Here is a 24,386-nt window from a genome sequence, read left to right on the forward strand (position 1 = left end):
TATGGTGTTTTTATATATTAGTATTGACTTTTTTTTGAAGATAAGTTGAAAAACAGTATTTGTTTGATAATAAGTGAAGATCAGGTTTCTTTTAAGAAGAATTTTTGGAAGAAATGTGTAGTGTTTTTGCTGTTATGTTGGTTGCCTTATATTGTAATTGATTTACCAGGGAGCTTACCTTATGATGGTTATAGACAGTTAAATATGGCGATGGGTATTCAAAAAATGTCGAATCACCATCCATATTTGATGTCATTATTTCTTGGTAAAATATTTGCTCTGGGGCGAAATGTAAACGATAATTTTGGGATTTTTCTAATAGTGATTTTTAATAGTCTATTTTCTGCAAGTATATATGCGTATGTAGTAAAATGCTTGAAATTATGGGGGGCAACTCCCAAAATATATTTGAGTACATTATTATTTTATGGACTTATTCCGATGTGGGGGGGATTTGTGCAAGCGGTTATTAAGGATACGCTATATTTTCCGCTATTTTGTCTTTATTTTATTGCATATATTAATTTGTTTCAAAAGCTAAAAACGAAGCAGAAAATAACATGCTTTTTTTTAATACAATATATAATATTTTCAGTTTTGTTGATGATTTCTAGGAATAATGGTTTTTATATTGTTTTTCCAGCAACATTTTTACTTTTATTAGTTAATAGAAAAAATAGTCTTTCTTTAATGATAACGTTGTTATGTATTTTCTCCATTAATATTGGATATAACAAGGTATTATTACCGAAAAATAATGTAGAAGCTGGAGGAATACAGGAAATGTTGAGTGTACCTTTTCAGCAAACAGCAAGGTTTGTAAAGTATTATGGAGATGAATTAAGTGATGCTGATAGATCGGCTATCGATCATATTTTAGATTATAGTAAATTGACAGAAAAATATAACCCAGATAAATCAGATCCTGTGAAAGACACAATAAGAAGTAATATTACAAAAAATGAGTGGAAAGCATATGCCAAAGTTTATTTGGAAATGTTGAAAAAACATCCGGGGGTTTTTATTCAAGCAACGATTAATAATATATATGGATACTTTTATCCTCCATATAAGTGTAAAGTATTATTATCATATAATTATTATATTGAAAGCAAGCCACAGGTAGCTACGGGTGATTTAAATATATATTATTATAATACAAACAGTATATGGAGAGAGTATTTGATTGCATATTCTAATTTTTGGCAACTGTCACCTGGTTTTGCAATGTTGCAGAGCCCTGGATTTTATACCTGGATTTTAATTATATTAATAGTAATACTAGTCAAAGTGCGTATGTATAAAGAATTGATAGTAATGTCTGTTCCTATATTACATTTAGCAATCTGTGTACTATCACCAGTCAATGGTTTGTTACGCTATGCGATGCCACTGATGGCAATAATTCCATTGATGTTATGTTGGACATTGAAGTTGTTATTTGATGGGGGGAAAATAAGTGTCAAAAGAGAAGATAGGCTACATTGAATTACTTCGGGTGTTATCTATGTTGTCTGTTGTTATGCTTCATATTGCGTCTACAGCTTGGTATTATGTTGAGAAAAATACAATAGAGTGGCATATTTATAATATTATGCGTTGTACATGCAAATGGGGGGTCACGGTATTTGTAATGATAAGTGGAACTTTATTTTTGCATAAAAGACATATTAGTATGGCAACGTTGTGGGGAAAATATATAAAACGCATCGCAATCATATTAGTTTTCTGGTCATTTGCATATGCAATTTTTCCGCTTTTAAAGATAATGGTGTGTAATGGAAATATAAAAAATTGGGATATTGGGGGAGGAATTAGAGCCTTTGTATTAGGAGAAAATCATTTATGGTACTTGTATATGTGTATTGGATTATACATGATGATTCCATTTATGGAAGCGATATCAAAGGATAAAAAGATTTTAAACTATTTTATTATATTGAGTATCGCATTTTCAATAGTTTTACCGGCTTTTCAGAAGATACCTACTTTTCAAGAAGGAATATCCAATCAATTTATAAATAAATTTTCGATACAAATGGGATCAGGTTATTTATTATATTTTTCATTAGGATATTTTTGGACTTTGAATGAAAAAATATATAAAGCTAGTGGGAGATATGCCTTATATGTGTTAGCATTTATTGTGTATTTAATATCTATTTACCTAACTGCAAAGTCGGATGGAAAGCATTTTCTTGTGGATGGAACGATGTCTATTGGCAATTTTATCGTAACAAATGCTATCTTTGTGTTTGTGATAAACTATTCAGAAAAACTCAAAGGATGTGTAATAGTTTGGGAGTGGATAAATAAAATTGCATCATTTTCATTTGGAATATATTTGGTGCATATGTTTTTTGTTCGAGAAACTACGAAATATATGGTTGCTAATTTCAATAATCCGTGGATTGTAGTTGGTGTTACCATGATCATTGTACTGGGGGGGTCTTTGGTTGTGTGTTATGCGATAAAACAGATACCACTTTTACGTAAGATACTATAAAAAGGAAGTAGGGATAGATGATTAATAAAAAGGGTCGAGTTTTGACGATAAATATATTGATATTGTTTGGACTATTTCAAGTGTTTATTTGGAATGAACATGTGACAATTATAAATTGCATGATGGTTTTTGTAATATTTGCATGTTTGTATTTATTGTATAAAAAGGTACAGCCTATGTATTCTTTACAAAAGTGGAATGCTGTGGTAGCAATAATTATCTCGATAATAAATACGCTAGGAAATACAGAATATTATAAAAATACTATATCGTATTGGACGAGGGGGTGGAATTTAGAACACACACTACTGTTTATAAGTACTATAGGTGTTGCAGTTATCTTTTACCGCATTTCAATATGCATATTCGCATTTTGGGATAGAAAGCATATTTGGCAAATAAAAAGGTCGTTAAAATTTGAAAGTATATGGAATGCATATATAAGAGAACATGTATTTATCGTAAGTTTTTTTTGTATTATATTAGGGTGGTTGCCATGGTTGATTTTATATTATCCTGGATCAATAAACTGGGATATGCATGGACAATTGGCAGAGTTTTTTCATTTGTCGAAATTATCTAATCATCATCCGGTATTTTCTACACTTATTATTGGGACATTTGCTTTAATCGGTGAAAAAATAGGGAGTTACAACATTGGAATATATTTGTATATTTTGTTTCAGAGTATTATGTGTGCTGGAGCATATGCTTACATAATTAAATATTTAAATCTACTTGGTTGCGATAAAAAGATCTGTTTCCTAGTGATGTTATGGTTTGCATTTTTCCCTTTATGGGGCGGTATGGCACAATTTGGAGATAAGGATATTTTGTTTTGTGCAGTGTTTTGCATATACTCAATACAAACATACAAATTTATATTGAATAAGAAAGAACCTGATAGTGATAGCTTTAAGAATGCTTTTATGTATATTTTTACAGGAATAATTAGCTGCTTAATGAGAAATAATGTAATCTACATGGTTATACTAACTATTCCTTTTATAGTAATAGGAGTAGAAACCAAAAAAATACGAGCGTTATTTAGAAATATATTTATTATAACTACAGTAGTATGGATTGTATGTGTCGTGTATCCTGTGTTTGATATTATGCCAGCATCAAAATCAGAAGCGTTATCCTTGATATTTCAGCAAACAGCTAGAGTGGTAAAAGAACATGGAGATGAATTATCAAAGGAACAAAAAGAAACTATAAACAATGTTTTGGATTATGAAAGTATTGGTTTGGCTTATGACCCGGTTTTATCAGATCCGGTAAAACGAACATATAAACTTGGGCAAAAAGATGATAAAGGTTTGTTGAAAAAATATTTAAAAACATGGGAAAGTTTGGCACTAGAATACCCTATGACTTACATAGACGCTATAGTGGGAAATAGTTTTGCGTATTATAGCTTTACACCACCAATAGATACTGAACAACCTGCGCCAAGCGAGCGATTTTTCAATAATATAATAGGACGGAACGCATATATGGAAAAATTTGAATTTTCTTACGCGTTTAATGAAAAATTAAGAAATGGACTTTGGAAATATTCGGAATATATAAGGAGTAATTATATTACTGGCTTTTTCTACCAATGCGCTTGTTATACTTGGTTTTATGTCATTGTGGTATTGTATTTAATAAAATGTAAAAAGATCAAAAAAATAGGATGTATAATGCTACCGCTATTAACAATAGCAGTTTGCTGTGTATCTCCAGCGAATGATTGTTTTCGCTATTATATAACAGCGAGTGCTTTTTCGCCGATGCTATTAGGATTAGGACTGGCAGTTGAAAAATGCGACATGTTATAATGAAGGAGGAAAAAAGTGAAAATTACAGTAGCAGGAATAGGATATGTGGGTTTATCTAATGCAGTTTTGTTGGCGCAGAATAATATAGTAACAGCAGTAGATGTAATAAAGGGGAAAGCAGATTTATTGAATTCAAAGAAATCTCCTATCGTGGATAAAGAAATAGAAGAGTATTTATCTACAAAAGATTTAAATTTAACAGCAACACTGGATGCTGAAACGGCGTATCGGAAAGCAGATTTTATTATTATTTCTACACCAACCAATTATGATCCAGCTAAGAATTATTTTGATACGTCTTCTGTAGAAAATGTAATAGAGCTTGTATTGAAAGTAAATCCGCAGGCGATTATGATTATCAAATCTACGGTTCCGGTCGGATATACTAAGAGTGTGCGGGAAAAATACCATACGGACAATATTTTGTTCTCACCAGAGTTTTTGCGGGAAGGACGAGCTTTGTATGATAATCTTTATCCATCCAGAATTATTATTGGTGTTCCTTTAGAGAATGAACGTTTGGTAGAAAAAGCACATGAATTTGCTGCTTTATTGCAGCAGGGAGCGATAAAAGAAAATATTGATACACTATTTATGGATCCGACAGAAGCTGAAGCGGTAAAGTTATTTGCGAATACCTATCTGGCTATGAGAGTATCTTTCTTTAATGAGTTGGATACCTATGCAGAAGTACGTGGATTAAATACCAAACATATTATCGAGGGTGTATCTCTGGATCCGAGAATCGGAAACCATTATAATAATCCATCATTTGGTTATGGTGGATATTGCTTGCCGAAAGACACAAAGCAGCTTCTTGCAAACTATAATGATGTTCCCAATAACATTATTGGAGCCATTGTAGATGCAAACCGAACTAGGAAAGATTTTGTGGCGGAGCGTATCTTGGGAAAGGCTGGTTATTATGGAAGTGGAACAGCAGGGCGTGACGGTACTCCAGGGAAGAATTGTGTGGTGGGAATCTATCGCTTAACTATGAAATCACAATCAGATAATTTTCGTCAAAGTTCAATTCAAGGTGTTATGAAACGGATTAAGGCAAAAGGGGTAGAAGTGGTAATCTATGAGCCAACCTTGAAAGAAGATACATTCTTTGGTAGTAAAGTCATTACAGATTTACAAAAATTTAAGAAAATGTCAGATGTTATTGTAGCAAATAGAAAAAATGACGAACTGCTGGATGTAGAAGATAAGGTATATACCAGAGATTTATACAGCAGAGACTAAATCGAAAGAATAGCATGAGGTATAAGTTAGAATGTATTTAAAATTACAAAATTTATTATTCCCAACAGGAGATAAATTTGAAACCCAGTGGAAATTGTTTTATCGTGGAGAGAGAATGCGGTATGATGCAGAACATCATATTCTGTGTATACCGAAGTACCGTGTGGCAGATTTTATGTCTTATTTGAATGCGTTTTCTCTGCATAAGTGGGAGAAATATACAAATCTGCAGGCTGTAAAATTGCACCTTTTGATTCAGGGATCATGTTTAGTGCGTCTTGTGGGCTATACATTAGATGTACACAGCCCTGTAAAACAGGTATTATTTGAACAAAACTATTGCTTGAATGAATGTGCGGAAATTGTTTTGGATTATCCGGAAACAGAGGCTGCTTTACTGGCGTTTGAAATAGAAACAGATTCCGATTGTAAGTTGTTTGGCGGTTGGTATGAGGGAGAATTTTTAGAGAACACTCGAAAAAATGTGAATCTTTCGATTGCCACGACAACATTCAAAAAAGAAGAGTTTATTCAATCAAACTTACAATTGCTGCAAAAAGAATTATTGGACAGCGATGATGAGATAAAAGACCATTTGTGGATTCATGTGATTGATAATGGAAGAACTCTAAAACCAGAACAATGGAATTCTGATAAAATTACGGTTCATCCCAATAAAAATGTGGGTGGTGCCGGTGGATTTACGCGCGGCATGATTGAGTCTATGGAGCAGCCGGAAAACATCACTCATGTTTTATTGATGGACGACGACGTAATAATTTTATCGGAAAGCATACGGAGAATGTATTATTTGCTCCGTATGTTAAAACCTGAATTTGATGAATATTTTGTCAGCGGAGCTATGCTTTGCTATGAAGAGATGAATATTCAGCATGAGGATGTTGGATTTGTTCATTCGAATGGTTCTTATGGACCTCAAAAGGATTTATTAGATCATACGTTGCTGAAAGATATATTGGAATGTGATCAGGAATGGTTGGATCGGCAGCATATGTATGCGGGATGGTGGTTCTGCTGTATTCCGATGCAGATGATTCAAAAAAATGGATTGCCGCTTCCATTATTTATTCGTGGAGATGACGTGGAATTTAGCCTACGAAATCAGGCAAAGTTTATTACCATGAATGGCATTTGCATTTGGCATATGGGATTCACCTATAAGTTTAATGCGTACATGGAGCTATATCAGGTGCATAGAAATAGTCTTATTTTACAGGCTACAAGTGGTGTATGCCAAAACGTAGATTTTATGAATCGTATGACTAAGTTATTCCGTGCGCGGATGTTATCATTAGATTACAATGGGGCAGAGTTGATTTTGGATGCAATCGAGGACTTCTTAAAAGGACCGGAATTTATCATGCAGGATCTCGGTGAACAGATTATGCGGGAAAAGAGTAAGAAGAACGAGAAAATGGTTGATTTGCGGGAATTCTCAGATTTAGATATTGATCTGGATGAAGTATATCAGGATCCGCCAAGAAATTTTTTACGTAAATGGTTGTATCGCATTACTTATAATGGGCATCGTTTTTGTTCGGAAAGCCGCTTGAAAGAAGGTCCGGGAATTGTAGCGTATGACTGGTTCTATTCGCCAGAGCATAATTTCTGGTTTAAAAAGCTTTTAGCGGTGAATCCGCATTTAAAAACTGGAAGCATGCGAGTATTTAATAAAGAAAAGTATCGAGAATTGCGAGATAGAAGCAAACTCTTATTTGGCAGATATCAGAAAGAACGAGTAACGATAGAACAAAAATATCGTGATAAGAAAGACGAAATGACTTCTATTTCATTTTGGAAAAATTATTTGGCAACGAAATAAAGATAAACGGGGGAAATATAAATGGATAAAATTGCTGTGTTAATACCTTGCTATAACGAGAGTAAAACAGTAGCAAAAGTAGTTACTGACTGGAAACAGGAATTGCCGGAAGCAGTTATTTATGTGTATGATAACAATTCAAGTGATAATACAGCGGAGTTGGCAGAAGCAGCAGGCGCAGTTGTTCGACATGAGTATCAGCAGGGAAAAGGCAATGTAATCCGTCGAATGTTTCGGGAAATTGATGCAGAGTGTTACATTATGATTGATGGGGATGACACTTACCCGGCAGAGTATGGGCGCCAGATGGCGGATCTTGTATTGCAGAAAAAAACAGATATGGTTGTGGGAGATCGTCTGTCTTCTACATATTTTGAAGAAAACAAGCGACCGTTTCACAATTTTGGAAACAGCCTTGTGAGAGGATCCATCAACCGTTTATTCAGAACAAATATTCGTGACATTATGACTGGCTATAGAGCATTCAGTTATCTGTTTGTAAAAAGTTTTCCGGTTTTATCAAAAGGTTTTGAGATAGAAACGGAAATGAGCATTCATGCAGTAGAAAAGAATATGCGTATTGAAAATGTCATTATTGAATATCGTGATCGTCCAGAAGGAAGCGAGTCAAAATTAAATACCTATTCGGATGGATTAAAGGTGCTGAAGACTATTTTTCGGTTATACAAAAACTATAGACCAATGGGATTCTTTGGCGGTATGGCAGCGATTATGACGGTTGTTGCAGTAGGATTATTTATCCCAATTTTAATGAAATATATTCATACAGGATTGGTACCTAATTTCCCAACATTGATTGTTTGCGGTTTTATTGAGATGGCAGCAATTATATCATTCTTTGCTGGTTTGATTTTAGCAACGATTGTAGAAAAAGATCGGCAGCAGTTTGAGTTTAGGTTGAACATGATTGACGCACAGTTTAAACAATTTTTAAAATAATTTGGAGTTATGGTTAATTATGGTAGGAAAAAACATACTTAAGGTGCTAATTAAGATATTTTTGATTACTGTTATATTAGAGATAATAGTATTTAATTTCCGGCATTGGGAATCGATATCCTTTCCGCAACTTAAAAAGCCGCTTGTACGTGTGGAACAGGGAATAGAGCCAATCGGGAAGAATCAATATAAGGTAGTAAATACTGACGAAGCGTATCTGGATTTAGTGGGTGTACGTGGAAATTTTAAAAATTTATATTTTAATTGCCAACCGGAAACCGGAATTATAACAAATGTAACCATTATGGCAGATGATACAGCGAATAGCGCGGGTTTGAATCTTGGTGATGAAGTGATTGTTTCTGCTGTGCCGAGAAGTGATTTTTTGAGATTACACTTAAATGGAGTTTCGAATTATATCCGAATCAAGATTAATGAACAAAATGGTTTTTCTTTTTTTCTGGATGATCCAGAAATTAATATAGTTGTACCAATGTTCATTTCATGGATTCGCATGTGTGTGGTATTTTTATTACTAGTATTAATTAAAACTTTTTCACCAAATTCAGTTGTTTATGCTGAGCGTATGACGATAGATAAAATATGGAAAAAATGTGGATTAATCATTTTTATCGGATTGCATATAGTTTCTATATTGTTTATAAGTCAGTTGATATTGCCTAATAAATCAATACAAAATGAGATAGACAACGGTTTGCCGGTACATGGTCAATATAATGAGCTTGCAGATGCGTTGGAAAAAGGTCAGGTATTTCTCGACCGGAAACCACCAAAATCGTTAGAAAATGCAACCAATCCATATGATGGGGCTATTCGGTGGAATAGTGTGGTAATTGAGGGTAACGAACATTTTGATATGGATTATGCATATTTTGAGGGACGTTATTATAGTTATTTTGGTCCGGTTCCTGCAATACTTTTCTTTATTCCATATAAACTTATTACGGGAACACAATGTCGCACATGGGATGTAGTGACGTTGTGTACGATATTATTTTGTTTGGCTTCTTTTGGCTTGATTTATGTTATTGGAAAAAGATATTTTAGTAATCTTAGCTATGGAATATATTTATTAATGTCGTCCTTCTATTTTTGGGGAGTGCTGTGATTTATTTAGTATATACAGGAAATGTATATTCTCTTCCTATCATAAGTAGTTTATTGTTTGGAACATTAGGATTGACAATGTGGATAGCGGCTAGAAAAGATGGATATTTACGAAAGCAATATTTATTAATAGGATCTTTTTTGATCGCTTTGATTATAGGAAGCAGACCGCAGCTTGCAATAATATTATTTTTGGCATTTTCAATCTTTGGAAAGGAAATTATAGAAGAACGAGAGTTTTTTTCAAAAAAAGGTGTTATAAACACTTTGCTGGTTATTATCCCATTTCTCATAATCGGTTGCTCGATGATGTGGTATAATTATGCAAGATTTCATTCACCATTTGATTTTGGTGCAAACTATAACTTAACAAGCAATGATATGACTCATCGAGGATTTATATTTGATCGTTTCTTTTTAGGTATATTTTGTTATTTATTGCAGCCGTTAAATATTTCACCCAAATATCCGTTCATGCACATTGTTAACACTTCTAATGATTATTTAGGATTCACGAATATTGAATTTCTATTCGGAGGTTTTTTTGCAATAAATACACTTGCTTTGTGCTGTTTGTTGGTTTTTAAAATGAAAAAAGAATTGAAAGAACATGGAATTTATGCAATAAGTGTAGCTAGTATGGTTATGGCTATCGTGATTATGCTATTAGATATTCAAATGGCTGGGCTAACGCAACGATATATGAGTGATTTTGGTTGGCTAATCATTTTGAGCGCGATAATTCCGATTTTTATGTTGGAAGAAATTGCCAAAGAGCACAAGTTACAGAAAGCGTTTTGGCAGATACTAAGCATGTTGACTGGAGTGTGCGTGTGTTTAAATTTGTGGACACTTTTAATACCAGAACGATATTTTAGTCTGGTTAGTATTCGTCCGACGCTATTTTATGCTATAAAATATTTTCTTTTTTGAGAGGATTGTTTGGAAATTGCGTGTTTGACAGTGCAGAGAAAAGGGGCATAGCTGGTATAAATGGAAGAAAAGTATGGAGAGATTGTACGGTATCTAGTGGTTGGTGTGTTGACAACTGTAGTAAGCCTGGGCACTTATTATGGCTGTGTTTTTACTTTTTTAAATCCCCAAAGTGCATTACAGCTTCAGTTGGCAAATGTAATTTCCTGGATAGCTGCGGTGACATTTGCATATGTGATGAGCAGAATTTATGTATTTCAAAGTAAACGGAAAAATGTAATACAGGAAATACTTTCTTTTTATTCTTCTCGGTTGTTGACATTGCTTATAGACATGGCAATCATGTTTACTATGGTTACATTATGTGGGATGAATGACAAACTAGCCAAACTGGTTGTTCAGGTAGTGGTAACTGTGGCTAATTATATATTCAGTAAAATGTTTGTGTTTCGGGAAGAATAAACTATAGCAATGAATGTTACGGGGGTTAAACCATTGGAGTTCTACTAAAGACGATAAAGAAACTCCAATATTTGGGCGACAAAGGAATGAATATGAGAGAAAAGTGGATTGATAATGCAAAAGGAATAGCAATATTATTGGTTATTATTGGTCATGTGAGCGGTGGACTCACAGGTATAATGAAGTTTAACTGGGTATATGGAGTTCATCTGGTTATGTTTTTTGTTCTTAGTGGATATACCTTTAAAAAGAGAAGTTTTACTGCAGAATACGTGAATGGAAAATTTTTAAGACTAATGAAACCATATTTTTATACATGCATTGCTATATTAGTGACAGATATGTTTAATGTATGCGTTATATTAGGGGATGGATCCATCGCTACAATTAGCGGTGTTATTGCTTTGGATTTAGTAAGAAGTTTTTTTGCATCAGGATCAATTACAACATTTGGAAATATAGAATTAGGCACACGCATCGGAGCAATCTGGTTTTTGCCGGCTATGTTTTTCGCACTAATTATGTTTCAAATGCTTTTAAATTATATTAATGATGATAGAAAGCTTGGATTATCTGTAACTGTAATCGCCTTATTGGGATATATAACAGCAAGGTTTATCTGGTTCCCATTTAGTATTCAGTCAGGAATGATGGCTCTTTTTTTTATCTGGATTGGATATGAATTAAAAAAATATAGTGTTCTTCAAAAAATAAAAGGATATCATTATGCGATAGCACAAATAATTTTTTTATTTGGAATTCATTATGGCTTTTGCATGGTAGATTTTGCAACTGCGAACGTAAATGATATTTTTCTTTCACCGATAGTCGGATTATCGGGATGTTTGCTGATTTATTTGATTTCCAAACTCAATGTAAACGGAAGAATTTTAGCATACATTGGTCAGATATCACTTTCAATTCTTTGTGTGCATTTATATGCCCTGGAAGTTATGGGATGGTATTTTGAGCAAATCTTGGTGAAATCGGAGTTTGAAGGAGATGCCAGGATTTGGTTGCTTATAATGTTAGAAATTGTTTTTGCGGTAGGAATTGCGATAATAATAACTTACGTGAAAAATGTCTGGAATAGATACAGCGAGTTCCTGAAAGGTAAAGTATACAATTTGTCTGGTTATGTTGAAGACAATAGGTCTATTGATATTACAAATGGAATTTTAATAATCTTAATCTTGATAGGAGATTTTGCAATTGATGGAAGGTTGAGAATGATAATCTATTCTTGCCATATTATTGCATTTGTATTATTGTCAGGTTATTTATATGGAATAAATTCATTGCAATTAATAAAAAAACTTGTACGCTTTTTCTTGATTCCGTATGGCGTTTTGGTTTTGTGCTTTGTGATTACAAATTATAAAATATGGAATAGCTCCTTTTTGATTAAAACCGCTATGAAGTATCTGGTCGGCAATTCATTTTCTGGAAATTTATCGACAGGTGATTCCGTAGGGCCTATTTGGTTTGTATTGATGCTGATTCTTGTTCACCTTATATATATGGCAATTACTCAATGGATTGAAACACCTTTATTAAAAACTGCGTTGATTTTGGTGATTTGGGGAATTGGTATTGTATTGGGAAAAATTGGCTGTTGGCTTCCGTGGAGTGCAGATGTCGCATTTTATTGTTTGATTTTTTTCCATATAGGTTATTTGTGCAAACGATATGATGTTTTAAATATGGTATCGACGATACATGGGCTTTACTTTTTGTTAGTTCCTGTTTGGGCGTATATGATATACACTTCTGGAATGGAATTAGCAATTCGAAATTATGGACACTACGGGCTCACGATTCTTGGGGCAACTGCAGGGACTTTGATGATATATATGCTTGCAGCATATATTGGGGATAATTTACTGTTTGTTAGAGCAATACTTAGACTAGCTGGAAAAAATGCAATGATTGTACTGATAATTCATACATTGTATGATGAAAAAATTGCTGATTTTGTGTCTAAAAGATTTGATGTGGATCATGTTCCGTCTATGATTTGCAGGATTACAATACAATTAGTAGTGGCAATTGGAATAGGTGGGATACTTGTTATAATAAAGAAATTTTCGAATAGAAAAATTTTGAAGTGCTGATTTTGCTGTGCCGTGCTGGGATTTTATATTATTCCCGGCATGGCAGCATATAGTTATCGTGGCTTTGTTTGATGAGCAGAATTGCTGCTTTTGAAACAAGATTATGATATGGAAGGCATTTGCGGCTGTTGACAAGATAGTGGTATGTGAAGAAAGCAAAGTGTTTTTCAATACAATACACAGGAAAAGAGGACTTTTTAATTGGAATGTAGTAGTTATTTAAGACTGGCATTGATGTTTGGGGAAAATAAAGCAAGTACATTCAATAAAAACTTGGAAAAAATGATAGCCCTTGTTTTGTTTGATAAATACAATACGGGGTTGACAATTACCGATATTATTGCGGATATCAGGGATAAATATGCACTTGATTTTTCGGATTCCGAAATAATTGGGACTATTTATAATAAAAATCAGAATAGGATTATTCAAATCAATGAAACGAGAGATGAAGTGCTTAAGGCATATTCTATAACCCCCGAAGAATATGAAAAAATCAGAAAGAAAACAGATGACTCCTCGATTAGAAAAATCGTGGAACTGTTTTTAAAGGAGCATGAAGAACTTGATATTTCGGAAAAGACATTTTGTGATTTGCTGGTAAAATATCTTTATGATGTGTTCAATTCCAATGCCGAAACAATACAGGCCCTGATGAATGGCGAACATCTGGGGATGAAAGCGGCAAATTGTGATTATTCTACGGATGAAAAGAAAATTCTGAATGCATTCATTTACTGGGATAATCTGGACAAGAACCGGTGTGTTTATCAGTTGATTTCGTGCTGCTTTGATTATTGTATGATGACAGTACGCAAAGATAAAACTGTTTATCAAACCATTTTTAATCAGAAGAAATTTTATCTTGACACGAATATTGTATTCCGGCTGATGGGATTAAATAATGAAAAACGGAACTGGTAATTGATGCGTTTATTTTGAAATGCAGGGAAACTGGAGTTGAGATATTATATTCAAACCACACAAGAAGTGAGTTAAACGATACCATTCGTTATTATGTTGGTCAGATCAAGGCATTGCTGGCAGATTCAGCACCACTTTCGGTTCGTGCGATATCGTGTCTGGATGATAGAATGAGCAACAGTGCTTTTTACGAACAGTATGTAGAATGGACGAAAGATCCTGTTAACAGAACCAGCGATTACAGTTCCTTTGAACGGGATTTACGAATGCGGACATCCAAAATTTTATCCCGATTCAAACAAGTCACATTCGATGATTATTCCGGTCGGAACAAAAAGGAATACGCGGAACAGTTCGAATCGTTAAAGCAGTACAAAATTGAACATAGAAGAAATACCTATGATCCTTCCATAAAGGCAGATATTAATAATTATCTGTACATACAGGAACGGAATCGAGAAAAAAAGGGAGAAAACTTCTTTGCGACAGATCACTATCTGATCACAGCGGATCATGCCTTTTCCGGATGGGAAAGGGAAAAACGACCGGGAGCAATTCCCACCGTTGTTCTGCCGAGTGTATGGTATTCAATCATTCTTCAGTATGCGGGCAGAACAACAGCAGATGATTACTCTGCTTTTACAAGATTCCTGAATTTTAGTTTTTCAGAGAATGAGCCTGCCGATGCAAGAAAAATGGAAATATTGAAGTCGGTTATTGCATTACAGGAACCGGTTGATATGAAAGAAACGATTATTTTTGATATAGCGGAGAAACTGCAGCATGACTATAAAGATTTAAATTCCGAACAAATCGTGGAAATTTCACATCAGTATGTGATCAATCAGATTTTAGCTGAGGAAAATGAAAAAGCAAAACGGGAAACAGCAGCTGCAGTAGAGGCGGAAAAGGATAAGGCAGACGCTCAGGTGAATGCCTTAATGAATGAAAATGCATACCTTGAGCAGCAATTAAAAGAAAGCGTTGAAAAAACGAAGGCGGAACAAAGGCAGAAATATATCGATTCAGAAACAGATATAAGAACAAAACGCCGACTAAAAATATATGGTGTGGTTACGGGCGGCTTGGTCATAGGATTTCTGGTACTGATATTTATAACAGGGAAATGGGTGTTTTCAGTTAATGAGGTTACAGAGAAAGTGCAAATACGCTATGATTATATTAAGTATCTGTTGGATGTGTTATATGTAGTCGTTTCTGTTGTGATTGTATCATTTGGCTTTAAAGGACTCAATGAAGATAAGATCAGAGCTTCTGTTCGAAAGAAACTGGAGAAAGAATGGAAAGAATAGGTGATGCTTACAGTGTATAGAGACCGTCATGAGCAGAAAGGAATAAGCGTGAAACTATCATTAAGGAATATTGCGAAAGTGGAGCAGGCTGACATTGAAATCAATGGAATCACGGTAATTGCCAAATAATACGGGAAAGAGCACTGTGGGAAGAGCTTTGTTTGCAGTGTTCAATAGCTTTTACGATATTGAAAATCAGGTAAAAGAGCAGCGAGAGGATAGTATCGAAAAATCGCTGGATCGGTTGCTTGATAAAATTGTGCACTAGGAGCATATATGTTGAGGAGCTGTTTTCTATTGAGAAAAAATTTTAAGAGAAAACTTGAGAAGCAAAAGAAGTTCTTTTTTGAAAAACTTACACCAGTTAAAAATGCAGATATAGCGGTGTATGAAGAAGCAATAGATTTTGTTTTTGAAAATCCGGATATTACAAATGTAGCTGTTTCAGGCGCTTATAGCGCCGGTAAGAGCAGCATCATTGAGTCATATAAAGAAAAACACAAAAAACAAAAATTCCTGCATATTTCATTAGCTCATTTTGAATCAATTGATAATAATGAAGAGAATTCTTTGGTGGATGAGTCAGTACTTGAAGGGAAGATATTAAATCAATTGATTCATCAAATTCCAGTAAAAAGGATACCGCAAACAAATTTCCGGGTAAAAAGAAGCATTAGACTGTGGAACATGGTATTAACGACATTATTAGCCTGTTCTCTCATTGGGAGCATCGTTTTTCTATCTTTATTAGGTAAAATAAAAGAATTGATAAACGAGATTTCAAAAGAAAATACAGAAGCATTCGTGTTAAAAATCACGAGTCCATATGTAATCATGAGAGTCTCTGCGGTACTTGTTGTCAGTTGTGCGATTTGCATATTTATGCTTGTAAAACTCCAGAGAAACAGGAATCTGTTACATAAAGTCACGCTTCAGGGAAATACCATTGAAATTTTTGAAACGAAAGATGAATCTTATTTCGATAAATACTTAAATGAAGTATTATATCTTTTCGAACAAGTGGATGCGGATGTAATTGTTTTTGAAGATATGGATCGGTTTAACACATCTCAGATTTTCGAACGGTTGCGAGAAGTGAATAACCTGACGAATGCGCAGAAAAAGAATACATTTAAATTCAAGATTTGGAATAGATTAAAAAGATTTAAAATATGTGAAAACAGACTAACTCTATATAAACCATTGAGATTTTTTTATTTATTGAGAGACGATATTTTTACTACGAAAGACAGAACAAAATTTTTTGATTATATCATACCAATTGTACCAATCGTGGATAGTTCGAACTCATATGAGCAATTTATACGACATTTAAAGCAGGGAAATATATACGAACGATTTGATACTGTTTTTTTGCAGAAATTGTCATTGTATATAGATGATATGAGGGTGTTAAAAAATGTATATAATGAATTTGTTGTTTATATGAACCGGTTAGATAATACAGAACTGAACTGGGATAAGATGTTATCGATCGTAGTGTACAAAAATATATTTCCCAGAGATTTTGCAAACCTTCAGCTTGGAACAGGATATGTACATGAACTTTTTAAGAGGAAGGAGCAGATACGGGAGAAAAAAGTCGAAGAATTAAAATTAAAAAAACAACAAATTGTAGATCAAATAAATGAGATGGAAGCAGAGTTTTTAAATAGCGGGGAGGAACTTGATTATATATATGATGAAAAAAGCAAGGAAATAAGATCTCGGTATTATTATAATCAAAGAGACGAAAAAATTGCTGAATTAAATGCGGAAAAATCCAGAAGGCAGGAAATAATCGAGGCACGCAAAAATGGTGCTATTGCACAATATGAAGAAAAAATCGCAGAGATCGAACAGGCAATTAAACGTGCAAGAGCAGAGCATTTAAGCGAGTTGATAACAAGAGATACTGAGAGGTCGGTATTTTCAGTTTCCGGTAGTAATCTTCCTGGGGAACCGGAGGACTATAATGAGATAAAAAGAAGTCATTATTTTGATCTGTTAAAATTTCTTATACGGAATGCGTATATAGATGAGACATATAATGACTATATGACGTATTTCTATGAGGACAGTTTATCTGCACAGGATAAGCGCTTTTTGAGAAGAATTACAGATAAGAGAGGAGCTGATTACGAATATTCCTTAAAGGATGTACGGAAAATACTATCTTCATCCGTTTTGCGGATAGTAGATTTTCACGAGGAGGAAACGTTAAATTTTGATCTGGTAAATGGTATGTTGGAAAACCAGAATATTCCAGAATATCAAGAATATCTGTCAGCATTAATGGAGCAATTACAGGATAAAAAATGTGTAGATTTTATCTCAAAATTCTATGATAACTGTAAAGTTAAAACAGCTTTTCTCGAAAAACTATACAGGCAATGGCCGGCATTTTTTAATTATATAACCTTGAATAAGAACATGTATTCGAAACAGATTCGGGAAATTTCTTTCGGAACATTATGTCTGGATGAAACCATGATACGAAGTGTCAATGTGGGAAACTGTCTGACAGATTATATATCGTCTCAAGCAGATTATTTAAATATGCAGGAAAGTGGGACAGATGCAGATCAGAAAAAAATAATTTCGAGGTTTATCTTTTTGAACGTGTCATTCCAATCGATAGACTGCGAAACTGTCGATGCTGTTTTGTTTGATGGTGTATATGAAAACAGTTTGTATGAATTAACTTATGAGAACATTCAATTAATGCTTGACAAAAAATATAACAAGGTTTCTCTTGATGATATAAAGTACAAGAATTATTCAACAATTCAATCACTGCCGGAATCACCATTGGCGATGTATGTTGCAAATCATATGAATGATTACTTGAAGGTGATACTGGAGAACTGCGGAGAAGAGATTGCCGATTCAGAAAAAACAGCGATAGATGTATTGAATGATCAAGCGGTTGGATTACAGGAAAAAACAAGGTATTTAAGCTTGTTGAGTACGATGATTTCTGATATATCTCAGGTGAATGAAAAAGAACTTTGGTCTCTTATGATAGAAAAAGGAATTGTAAAAAGAACCGTTTTGAATGTTATGAATTATTTCCTTGCAAATGCGTTGGATGACACATTGACAACATATATGAATGGATTTGACGTATCTATAGATTATTCCAGTATAAGAGATGTTTTTGGTGCTGCGGATGTAAAATCGTTCTTTGATGCTATAGCAGTAAATAATAATATCGAATTGGGCAGATATGAAAAAATACTAAATGATCTAGGCGGTACTTTCGATTCGTATGATACGAGTGAGATTTCAGAGGAAAGAATTTGCGTGCTGATCAAAAATAAAATTCTTGTAATGAATGACTTAAGTCTGGAGTATATCAGGGATAATTTTGATCATCTGATCAAGTATTTTATAGATCAGAATATAAAAGAATATCTACAGTTAATAACGTCAGATAATTTTAGCTATAAAGAGATGCTTCATGTATTGAGTATGCCTGTAGAAGATAAGGACAAGATGGAATTACTGCAATTAACAAACAGGTCAGTATCAGTAATAGATAAAAAGTATTCTGGGATTTTATTTCATTACATACTCAAAAATAATTTTGATGAAGCGGATGAGAATGAGCTGTATCAACACTATTCAGAATACGATGAAAGCAAGCAGGCATCGATATATAGCCTTGCAGAGCGGCGAATTTATGATATTATAGACTCAGAATCGATACAGTTAGATGATAACTTGTTATCACGCCTTTTGATTCATAGTTCCTGTGATATAAGTACCAAAATACAGTTATGGGCAAGGGCAATTCCTGTTTTGAATGAAGAAATGTGCAAAAAACATTTTGAAGAGTTGGGCTTTTCAGAACTCAAAGGAATTTTCACAAAACGAAATAACCTGAATCGGACATATGAAATAAAAGATTCTGTTGAAGCAATATTTGAAGCTTTGAAAAAGCATACCTGGATATATGATTACAGGGAAAAGGAAGATGCCCCGGGCAGGTATATCGTTATAAAAAATAAGCCAGGCAAGAGTTAAAATACAGAAAGCTTTGAGCATGTCGAAAAGAAAAATAGCATGATCACGACGCAATAATTTGAAGAGTATGCAGTCAGGAGGTGACCGACAGGCATGAAAATAAAAAGGCTGACGTTAAGCAATTTTATGGCTTTTGAAAATCTACAATTGGACTGGTCTGATAATATTAATATTATTTGTGGAGAGAACAGCACGGGAAAGACGACCCTGCTGAAAGTTATGTACTCGCTGACCAAACCGCTTAATGATATTAATAAGGCAAATTTGACAAAAGAGATGGAAGAACAGTTTTTTGTCAAAAAAATGCAGGGGGTTTTCAGACCGGACGACATGAAACTTGGGCGGTTGGTAAGTCGTAACAGAGGAAACAAAAGAACCGACTTTTCAGTTGATTTGGACCGAAATCAGAGAATTTCAGTAGGATTTAGCCGTGGACAGACCAACCATGCGGATATCTCCATTGACAGAAATCGGTTTATGGAAAAATGTGAGTCCATTTACATTCCGACAAAGGAAATGATTTCTACGGTGGAGCATTTTGTGACGCTGTATGATGAGTATCATATTGACTTTGAAGAGATGTACTATGATCTTGCAAAATTACTGGATCGTCCTCTGTCGAAGGGACCGAATACAACAGAACAAAACCAGGTACTGCGCAATCTGGAAGAGATTATGAGCGGCAATATTGTACAAAAGAATAAAAAATTTTATTTTAAGATAAAAGGAGAGGGCGAATTTGAGATGGGATTGCTTTCTGATGGGTATAGAAAGTTGTCTACGATTATTTACATGATTCTCTCTGGAAGTCTGAATAAGAATACGATTTTATTTTGGGATGAGCCGGAGACCAACATGAACCCCCGAATGATCAGACCAATTGTACAGGCCCTGGTTGCGCTGGCTAAGATGGGCGTTCAGGTTTTTGTTTCAACGCATGACTATTTTATTCAGCAGGAATTTAATATGGTTGCATCGTATCCGAAATTAAATCCTGAAAAACTGGATATTCGCTTTTTATCTTTGTACAGGGACGAAAAAACACATGATATTCACTATGAAATGACAAATTCGGCATCCGATCTTGAGCACAATGCGATTATGCAGGAGTTTGATGCCATGTACGACAGAGAACAGAGGATTATCTATGGTGATTAAAGAAGAAAGCAGATTGAAATTTGGCTTTCCGGATAAAAGTACAGTAGTAAAATTTGACAGTACCTTGTTTTATCGGGATTATTTCAACCGATTCCCAAATTCAAAAGGTGTTGATTTTATTTCTCTGGATAAAAACACATTGGCATTGATTGAAGTGAAAAACTGCACCGGAGATGAAGCAAACTGCAGATGGAGAATTGCACCGGATAATAAGAAAAAAGACACAGTGCATACAGCGGTCGATATAAAAGAAAGAGACAGTCTGGATATTGAAATGGCTCACAAAGTGGCAATGACTCTGGCAGCTTTGTGTGGGGCGAAATCATTTGAAATGACAAAGGGATGCCGGAAGGAATTTGAAACTATTCTTCAATGGATGTCTGCAGATGCATTTTCAGATAGTACGAAAAAGAAATATATGATTTTGTTTTTGGAAGGTGATTTTGCGTGCAGGTCGAGAAGTAAGAAAACAATCATGAAGTCCTTGCAGGACAGCATAAATAAAAAACTGAAATGGCTGAACTGCCAGGTGTCCGTTGTTGACTCTGGTACATATGATCCGAAGATATTTCAGATAGTAAGTTGATACTGTAAATACTTCATGTAAGCGATTGTCAGAGAGGAGAAAAACAAATGAAGAACGTAACGCTGGTTGTAATGGCAGCAGGAATTGGCAGCCGCTTTGGTGGCGGAATCAAACAGCTTGAGCCGGTTGGCCCGAATGGGAGATCATTATGGATTATTCTATCCATGATGCCTTAGAGGCAGGCTGTAACAAAGTGGTATTCATTATCCGCAAGGATATCGAGGCGGATTTCAAGGAGATTATTGGGAAGCGGATTGAGAAGCTGGTTCCGGTAGAATATGCGTATCAGTCTGTCGATGAGCTTCCCGGCGGCCGTAAGAATGTCTGGGGCAGGACGAAACCGTGGGGAACCGGTCAGGCAGTTTTGTGCGTGAAAGATCTTGTCAAGGAACCATGCATTGTAATTAATGCAGACGATTATTATGGTAAGGAGGCATTTGTCAGATTCTATCAGTATATGACGACAGAGATGGATGTGGAGGCGCCGGTTTATGATATCTGCATGGCTGGTTTTATCCTTTCCAATACCTTGAGTGACAATGGTGGAGTGACCCGTGGTGTCTGCTCAGTAGATGCCGATGGTTATCTGCAGCGCGTCACGGAAACGTATGAGATTCAGAGGAAAGATGGCGTATTAACAGCGTGCAATGAAGAAAAACAGCCGGTTTTTGTAGACGCAGGTCAGCATGTGTCTATGAACATGTGGGGACTTCCACCGAGATTTTTAGAGATGCTTGAAGGTGGTTTTGCTGACTTCCTGGATCACCTTGGGAAAGATGCCATGAAGAGCGAGTATCTGCTTCCAAAGATTATTGACAAGCTTCTTGCAGAGCAGAAAGCGCGGGTAAAGGTTCTGGAAACGGGAGACCGCTGGTTTGGCGTCACCTATAAAGAGGATAAGCCGGTGGTTGTTGCATCCATTCAGAAATTGATTGAACAGGGTGTCTACAAAGAAAAATTATTTTAATTCAGGAGGACAGGAAGATGTACGATTATCTGGTAGTAGGAGCAGGACTTTATGGTGCAGTATTTGCGCATGAGGCGAAAAAGCATGGCAAATCGGTTCTGGTGATTGATAAGCGTCCGAATATTGCAGGAAATGTTTACACAGAGGATGTAGAAAAGATTCATGTACACAAATATGGTGCACATATTTTCCACACGAACAACCGGAAAGTTTGGGAGTATGTGAACCAGTTTGCAGAATTCAACCGTTTCACCAATTCACCGGTGGCAAATTATCATGGGGAATTGTATTCTCTGCCGTTTAACATGTATACGTTCAATAAGATGTGGGGTGTTGTAACTCCGGAAGAGGCTGCAGCGACGATTGAGGAGCAGAAAAAGGCTGCAGGCATTACCGAGCCGAAGAACCTGGAAGAACAGGCTATCAGCCTGATCGGTACCGATATTTATGAGAAGCTGGTAAAAGGTTACACGGAGAAGCAGTGGGGCAGACCATGTTCCGAGCTTCCGGCATTTATCATCAAGCGTCTGCCGGTTCGCCTTACCTTTGATAACAACTATTTTAATGCGTTATATCAGGGCATTCCGATGGGTGGTTACACGAAGATGGTTGCCAATATGCTGGAGGGCATTGAGGTGAAGCTTGGTGTGGATTATCTGGCCGAAAAGGAAGCCTACGACAATCTGGCTGAGAAGGTCATCTATACCGGAGCAATTGACGCATACTTTGATTTCAAGCTTGGCGCATTGGAGTACCGTTCCGTACGCTTTGAGACAGAGCTTTTGGACAAGCCGAATTTCCAGGGGAATGCAGCTGTAAACTATACCGACGCAGAGACACCGTGGACCCGTATCATTGAGCATAAGTGGTTTGAGTTCGGTAAGGATGACGAGGGCAATGAGATTCCAAAGACGGTGATCAGTCGTGAGTACAGTTCTGAGTGGAAACCGGGCGATGAGCCGTATTATCCGGTAAATGATGAGAAAAACGGTAATCTGTATGCAGAGTATAAAAAACTTGCGGAGCAGGAAGAAAAGGTTGTGTTTGGCGGTCGTCTCGGTGAGTATAAGTATTATGATATGGATGCCGTGATTGCTTCTGCACTGGATATGTGTGAGAACGAACTGGGATGCTGATACCTCCGCTGCGGACATATTACGAATTTTTAACATTTATCTTAGTGCAGAGTCATAAAATCTTCAGTTTTATGGTAGTTGTAGAGAAATTCGATTTATGGTATGCTTTTGTATGTGAAGAGATGAAGAAACTGTGAAAGTGAGAACATAAGAACAGTTCCAAAAGAGACATGACAGAATGTTCCGTTGACATGAAGAATAATGATCAATACGTTGGAGGTAAATTCACTATGAAAAAGAAAGCACTTGGGATTGCAGCGGTTGCTGCGGCAATGACTTTATCAACTGGCATCACGGCATTTGCGGCAGGCTGGGTAACGGAGTCTACTCCGTATGGTGATAAACAGAAATATGTCTACGATAATGGTGGCTGGCCATCCGGCAACTGGTTCACCGATCCGGACACCCAGTTAGTATATCATCTGGACCCGGATGGATACCGTATGACCGAAACTACAGTAGACGGTTACTGGCTGGATGCAGACGGCGTTCGCCAGGAAAAATCCCAGGAAGAGATTGACCGGGAGAACAGAGAAGCAGCAAAGAAAGCAAGCAGGCCAAATCCGGGCAAGACTGTTGCAGCTGCTAAGGTTGCAGCATCTGAGGCAAAAGAGAAAAATGCAGCAGCCAGCACAACTCGCAGAAGCTACATTTCTGAATTAAAAGTTATCATCAATAAGATTACAAAGAATTTAGCAGATTCCCGTACAGACACATCTGTGCAGATTCTGACCACTGAGGACAACCTGGAGGTATCCCGTATTTTCCGTGGCAGCGATTCTGTGGAATTCTACAAATTTGCTATGTGGAACAGCGCAAAAGATAAAGCAAACGCAGTAGATTTAACATATATCTACGATGCAGCTCCGGAGACAGACCGCGAACTGTATAACACTGCATATGAACAGAGCGTAGTTGCAGCACTTGGTGAGACCGAAGGCAAAGCAGTTACCGACTATGTTCAGGGACAGCGTGAACAGGGCGAGACCAATCTTACACGCGAAGGCAAGACGGACAGCGGAAACAGCTATTCTCTCACCTATAAGAACAACAAGATTCAGATTAGCGTAACTTGCAGCGAAGTAACGGAAGAGGAGCAGACAGAGAAAGCAGCAACTGAGACAGCAGCAGAAGAGACAACACCAGTGGTAACCTCTAAGACTATTACAGCAGGTGCAGCAGCAACTGAGAGCACGGATGCGGCAGATGATAATGCAGAGGCTTCTGAGGCAGCAGCAGAGTAACTGTAGAAA

General features: G+C 35.9%; 17 protein-coding genes and 1 pseudogene. All 18 read left to right on the forward strand.

The genetic code is table 11. From position 1 onward, the window contains the following. Positions 1 to 45: 45 nt before the first annotated feature. The 18 genes and pseudogenes from DXA97_RS17490 to DXA97_RS17575 all read left to right on the forward strand — a co-directional run bounded on the left by DXA97_RS17490 (position 46) and on the right by DXA97_RS17575 (position 24,377). A complete protein-coding gene (locus DXA97_RS17490) occupies positions 46 to 1,488 on the forward strand; it encodes a DUF6020 family protein (RefSeq protein WP_182436952.1) in 1,443 nt (480 codons plus the stop codon). Next, a complete protein-coding gene (locus DXA97_RS17495; protein ID WP_118721261.1) occupies positions 1,460 to 2,506 on the forward strand; it encodes an acyltransferase family protein in 1,047 nt (348 codons plus the stop codon). Before DXA97_RS17490 ends, DXA97_RS17495 begins: the two co-directional genes overlap by 29 nt. A 17-nt stretch (positions 2,507 to 2,523) precedes the next feature. Continuing rightward, positions 2,524 to 4,332, forward strand: a complete 1,809-nt coding sequence (locus DXA97_RS17500; protein ID WP_118721262.1) for a DUF6020 family protein — start codon at positions 2,524 to 2,526, stop codon at positions 4,330 to 4,332. A gap of 15 nt (positions 4,333 to 4,347) precedes the next feature. Next, the gene (locus DXA97_RS17505) at positions 4,348 to 5,580 is read left to right on the forward strand and encodes a nucleotide sugar dehydrogenase (RefSeq protein ID WP_118721263.1); all 1,233 of its coding nucleotides are present in this window, start codon (positions 4,348 to 4,350) and stop codon (positions 5,578 to 5,580) included. 31 nt (positions 5,581 to 5,611) lie between these two features. After that, positions 5,612 to 7,423, forward strand: a complete 1,812-nt coding sequence (locus tag DXA97_RS17510) for a glycosyltransferase (protein WP_118721264.1) — start codon at positions 5,612 to 5,614, stop codon at positions 7,421 to 7,423. Positions 7,424 to 7,444: 21 nt separating this feature from the next. Continuing rightward, entirely contained in the window at positions 7,445 to 8,383 is a 939-nt protein-coding gene (locus tag DXA97_RS17515; RefSeq protein ID WP_118721265.1) for a glycosyltransferase family 2 protein, read from the forward strand. 19 nt (positions 8,384 to 8,402) lie between these two features. Further along, positions 8,403 to 9,512: a hypothetical protein gene (locus DXA97_RS17520; RefSeq protein WP_118721266.1), complete on the forward strand. Its 1,110-nt coding sequence runs from the start codon at positions 8,403 to 8,405 to the stop codon at positions 9,510 to 9,512. Then, positions 9,509 to 10,444 carry a hypothetical protein gene (locus DXA97_RS17525; protein ID WP_147355595.1) on the forward strand — a complete coding sequence of 312 codons (936 nt, stop codon included), beginning with the start codon at positions 9,509 to 9,511 and terminating at the stop codon, positions 10,442 to 10,444. The genes DXA97_RS17520 and DXA97_RS17525 overlap by 4 nt, the downstream gene beginning before the upstream one ends. A gap of 60 nt (positions 10,445 to 10,504) precedes the next feature. Continuing rightward, the gene (locus tag DXA97_RS17530; RefSeq protein ID WP_118721268.1) at positions 10,505 to 10,906 is read left to right on the forward strand and encodes a GtrA family protein; all 402 of its coding nucleotides are present in this window, start codon (positions 10,505 to 10,507) and stop codon (positions 10,904 to 10,906) included. Positions 10,907 to 10,998: 92 nt separating this feature from the next. Further along, positions 10,999 to 13,020, forward strand: coding sequence for an acyltransferase family protein (locus tag DXA97_RS17535; protein ID WP_182436953.1), 2,022 nt, complete (start codon positions 10,999 to 11,001; stop codon positions 13,018 to 13,020). A 201-nt stretch (positions 13,021 to 13,221) separates the two neighbouring features. Beyond that, positions 13,222 to 13,944 (forward strand): hypothetical protein, encoded by a 723-nt coding sequence (locus tag DXA97_RS17540; RefSeq protein ID WP_147355597.1) that lies wholly within the window; start codon positions 13,222 to 13,224, stop codon positions 13,942 to 13,944. Positions 13,945 to 13,958: 14 nt separating this feature from the next. Continuing rightward, positions 13,959 to 15,257 carry a hypothetical protein gene (locus DXA97_RS17545; protein WP_147355598.1) on the forward strand — a complete coding sequence of 433 codons (1,299 nt, stop codon included), beginning with the start codon at positions 13,959 to 13,961 and terminating at the stop codon, positions 15,255 to 15,257. 297 nt (positions 15,258 to 15,554) lie between these two features. Next, positions 15,555 to 19,286 (forward strand): hypothetical protein, encoded by a 3,732-nt coding sequence (locus DXA97_RS17550; protein ID WP_147355599.1) that lies wholly within the window; start codon positions 15,555 to 15,557, stop codon positions 19,284 to 19,286. 93 nt (positions 19,287 to 19,379) lie between these two features. After that, positions 19,380 to 20,444, forward strand: coding sequence for an ATP-binding protein (locus DXA97_RS17555; protein ID WP_118721273.1), 1,065 nt, complete (start codon positions 19,380 to 19,382; stop codon positions 20,442 to 20,444). Beyond that, complete coding sequence (locus DXA97_RS17560; protein ID WP_118721274.1) at positions 20,434 to 21,030, forward strand: DUF6661 family protein; 597 nt, start codon at positions 20,434 to 20,436, stop codon at positions 21,028 to 21,030. Before DXA97_RS17555 ends, DXA97_RS17560 begins: the two co-directional genes overlap by 11 nt. A gap of 47 nt (positions 21,031 to 21,077) precedes the next feature. Next, positions 21,078 to 21,997 (forward strand): annotated as a pseudogene (locus tag DXA97_RS17565) (sugar phosphate nucleotidyltransferase). A 17-nt stretch (positions 21,998 to 22,014) separates the two neighbouring features. After that, on the forward strand, positions 22,015 to 23,133 hold the full coding sequence (glf, locus tag DXA97_RS17570) for a UDP-galactopyranose mutase (protein ID WP_118721275.1): 1,119 nt from the start codon (positions 22,015 to 22,017) through the stop codon (positions 23,131 to 23,133). Between the two features lie 230 nt (positions 23,134 to 23,363). Then, entirely contained in the window at positions 23,364 to 24,377 is a 1,014-nt protein-coding gene (locus tag DXA97_RS17575; RefSeq protein ID WP_118721276.1) for a hypothetical protein, read from the forward strand. The last annotated feature ends 9 nt before the right edge of the window (positions 24,378 to 24,386 follow it).

The organism is Clostridium sp. OF09-36 (genome assembly GCF_003481985.1).
In the GTDB taxonomy this organism is placed as follows: domain Bacteria; phylum Bacillota; class Clostridia; order Lachnospirales; family Lachnospiraceae; genus Brotaphodocola.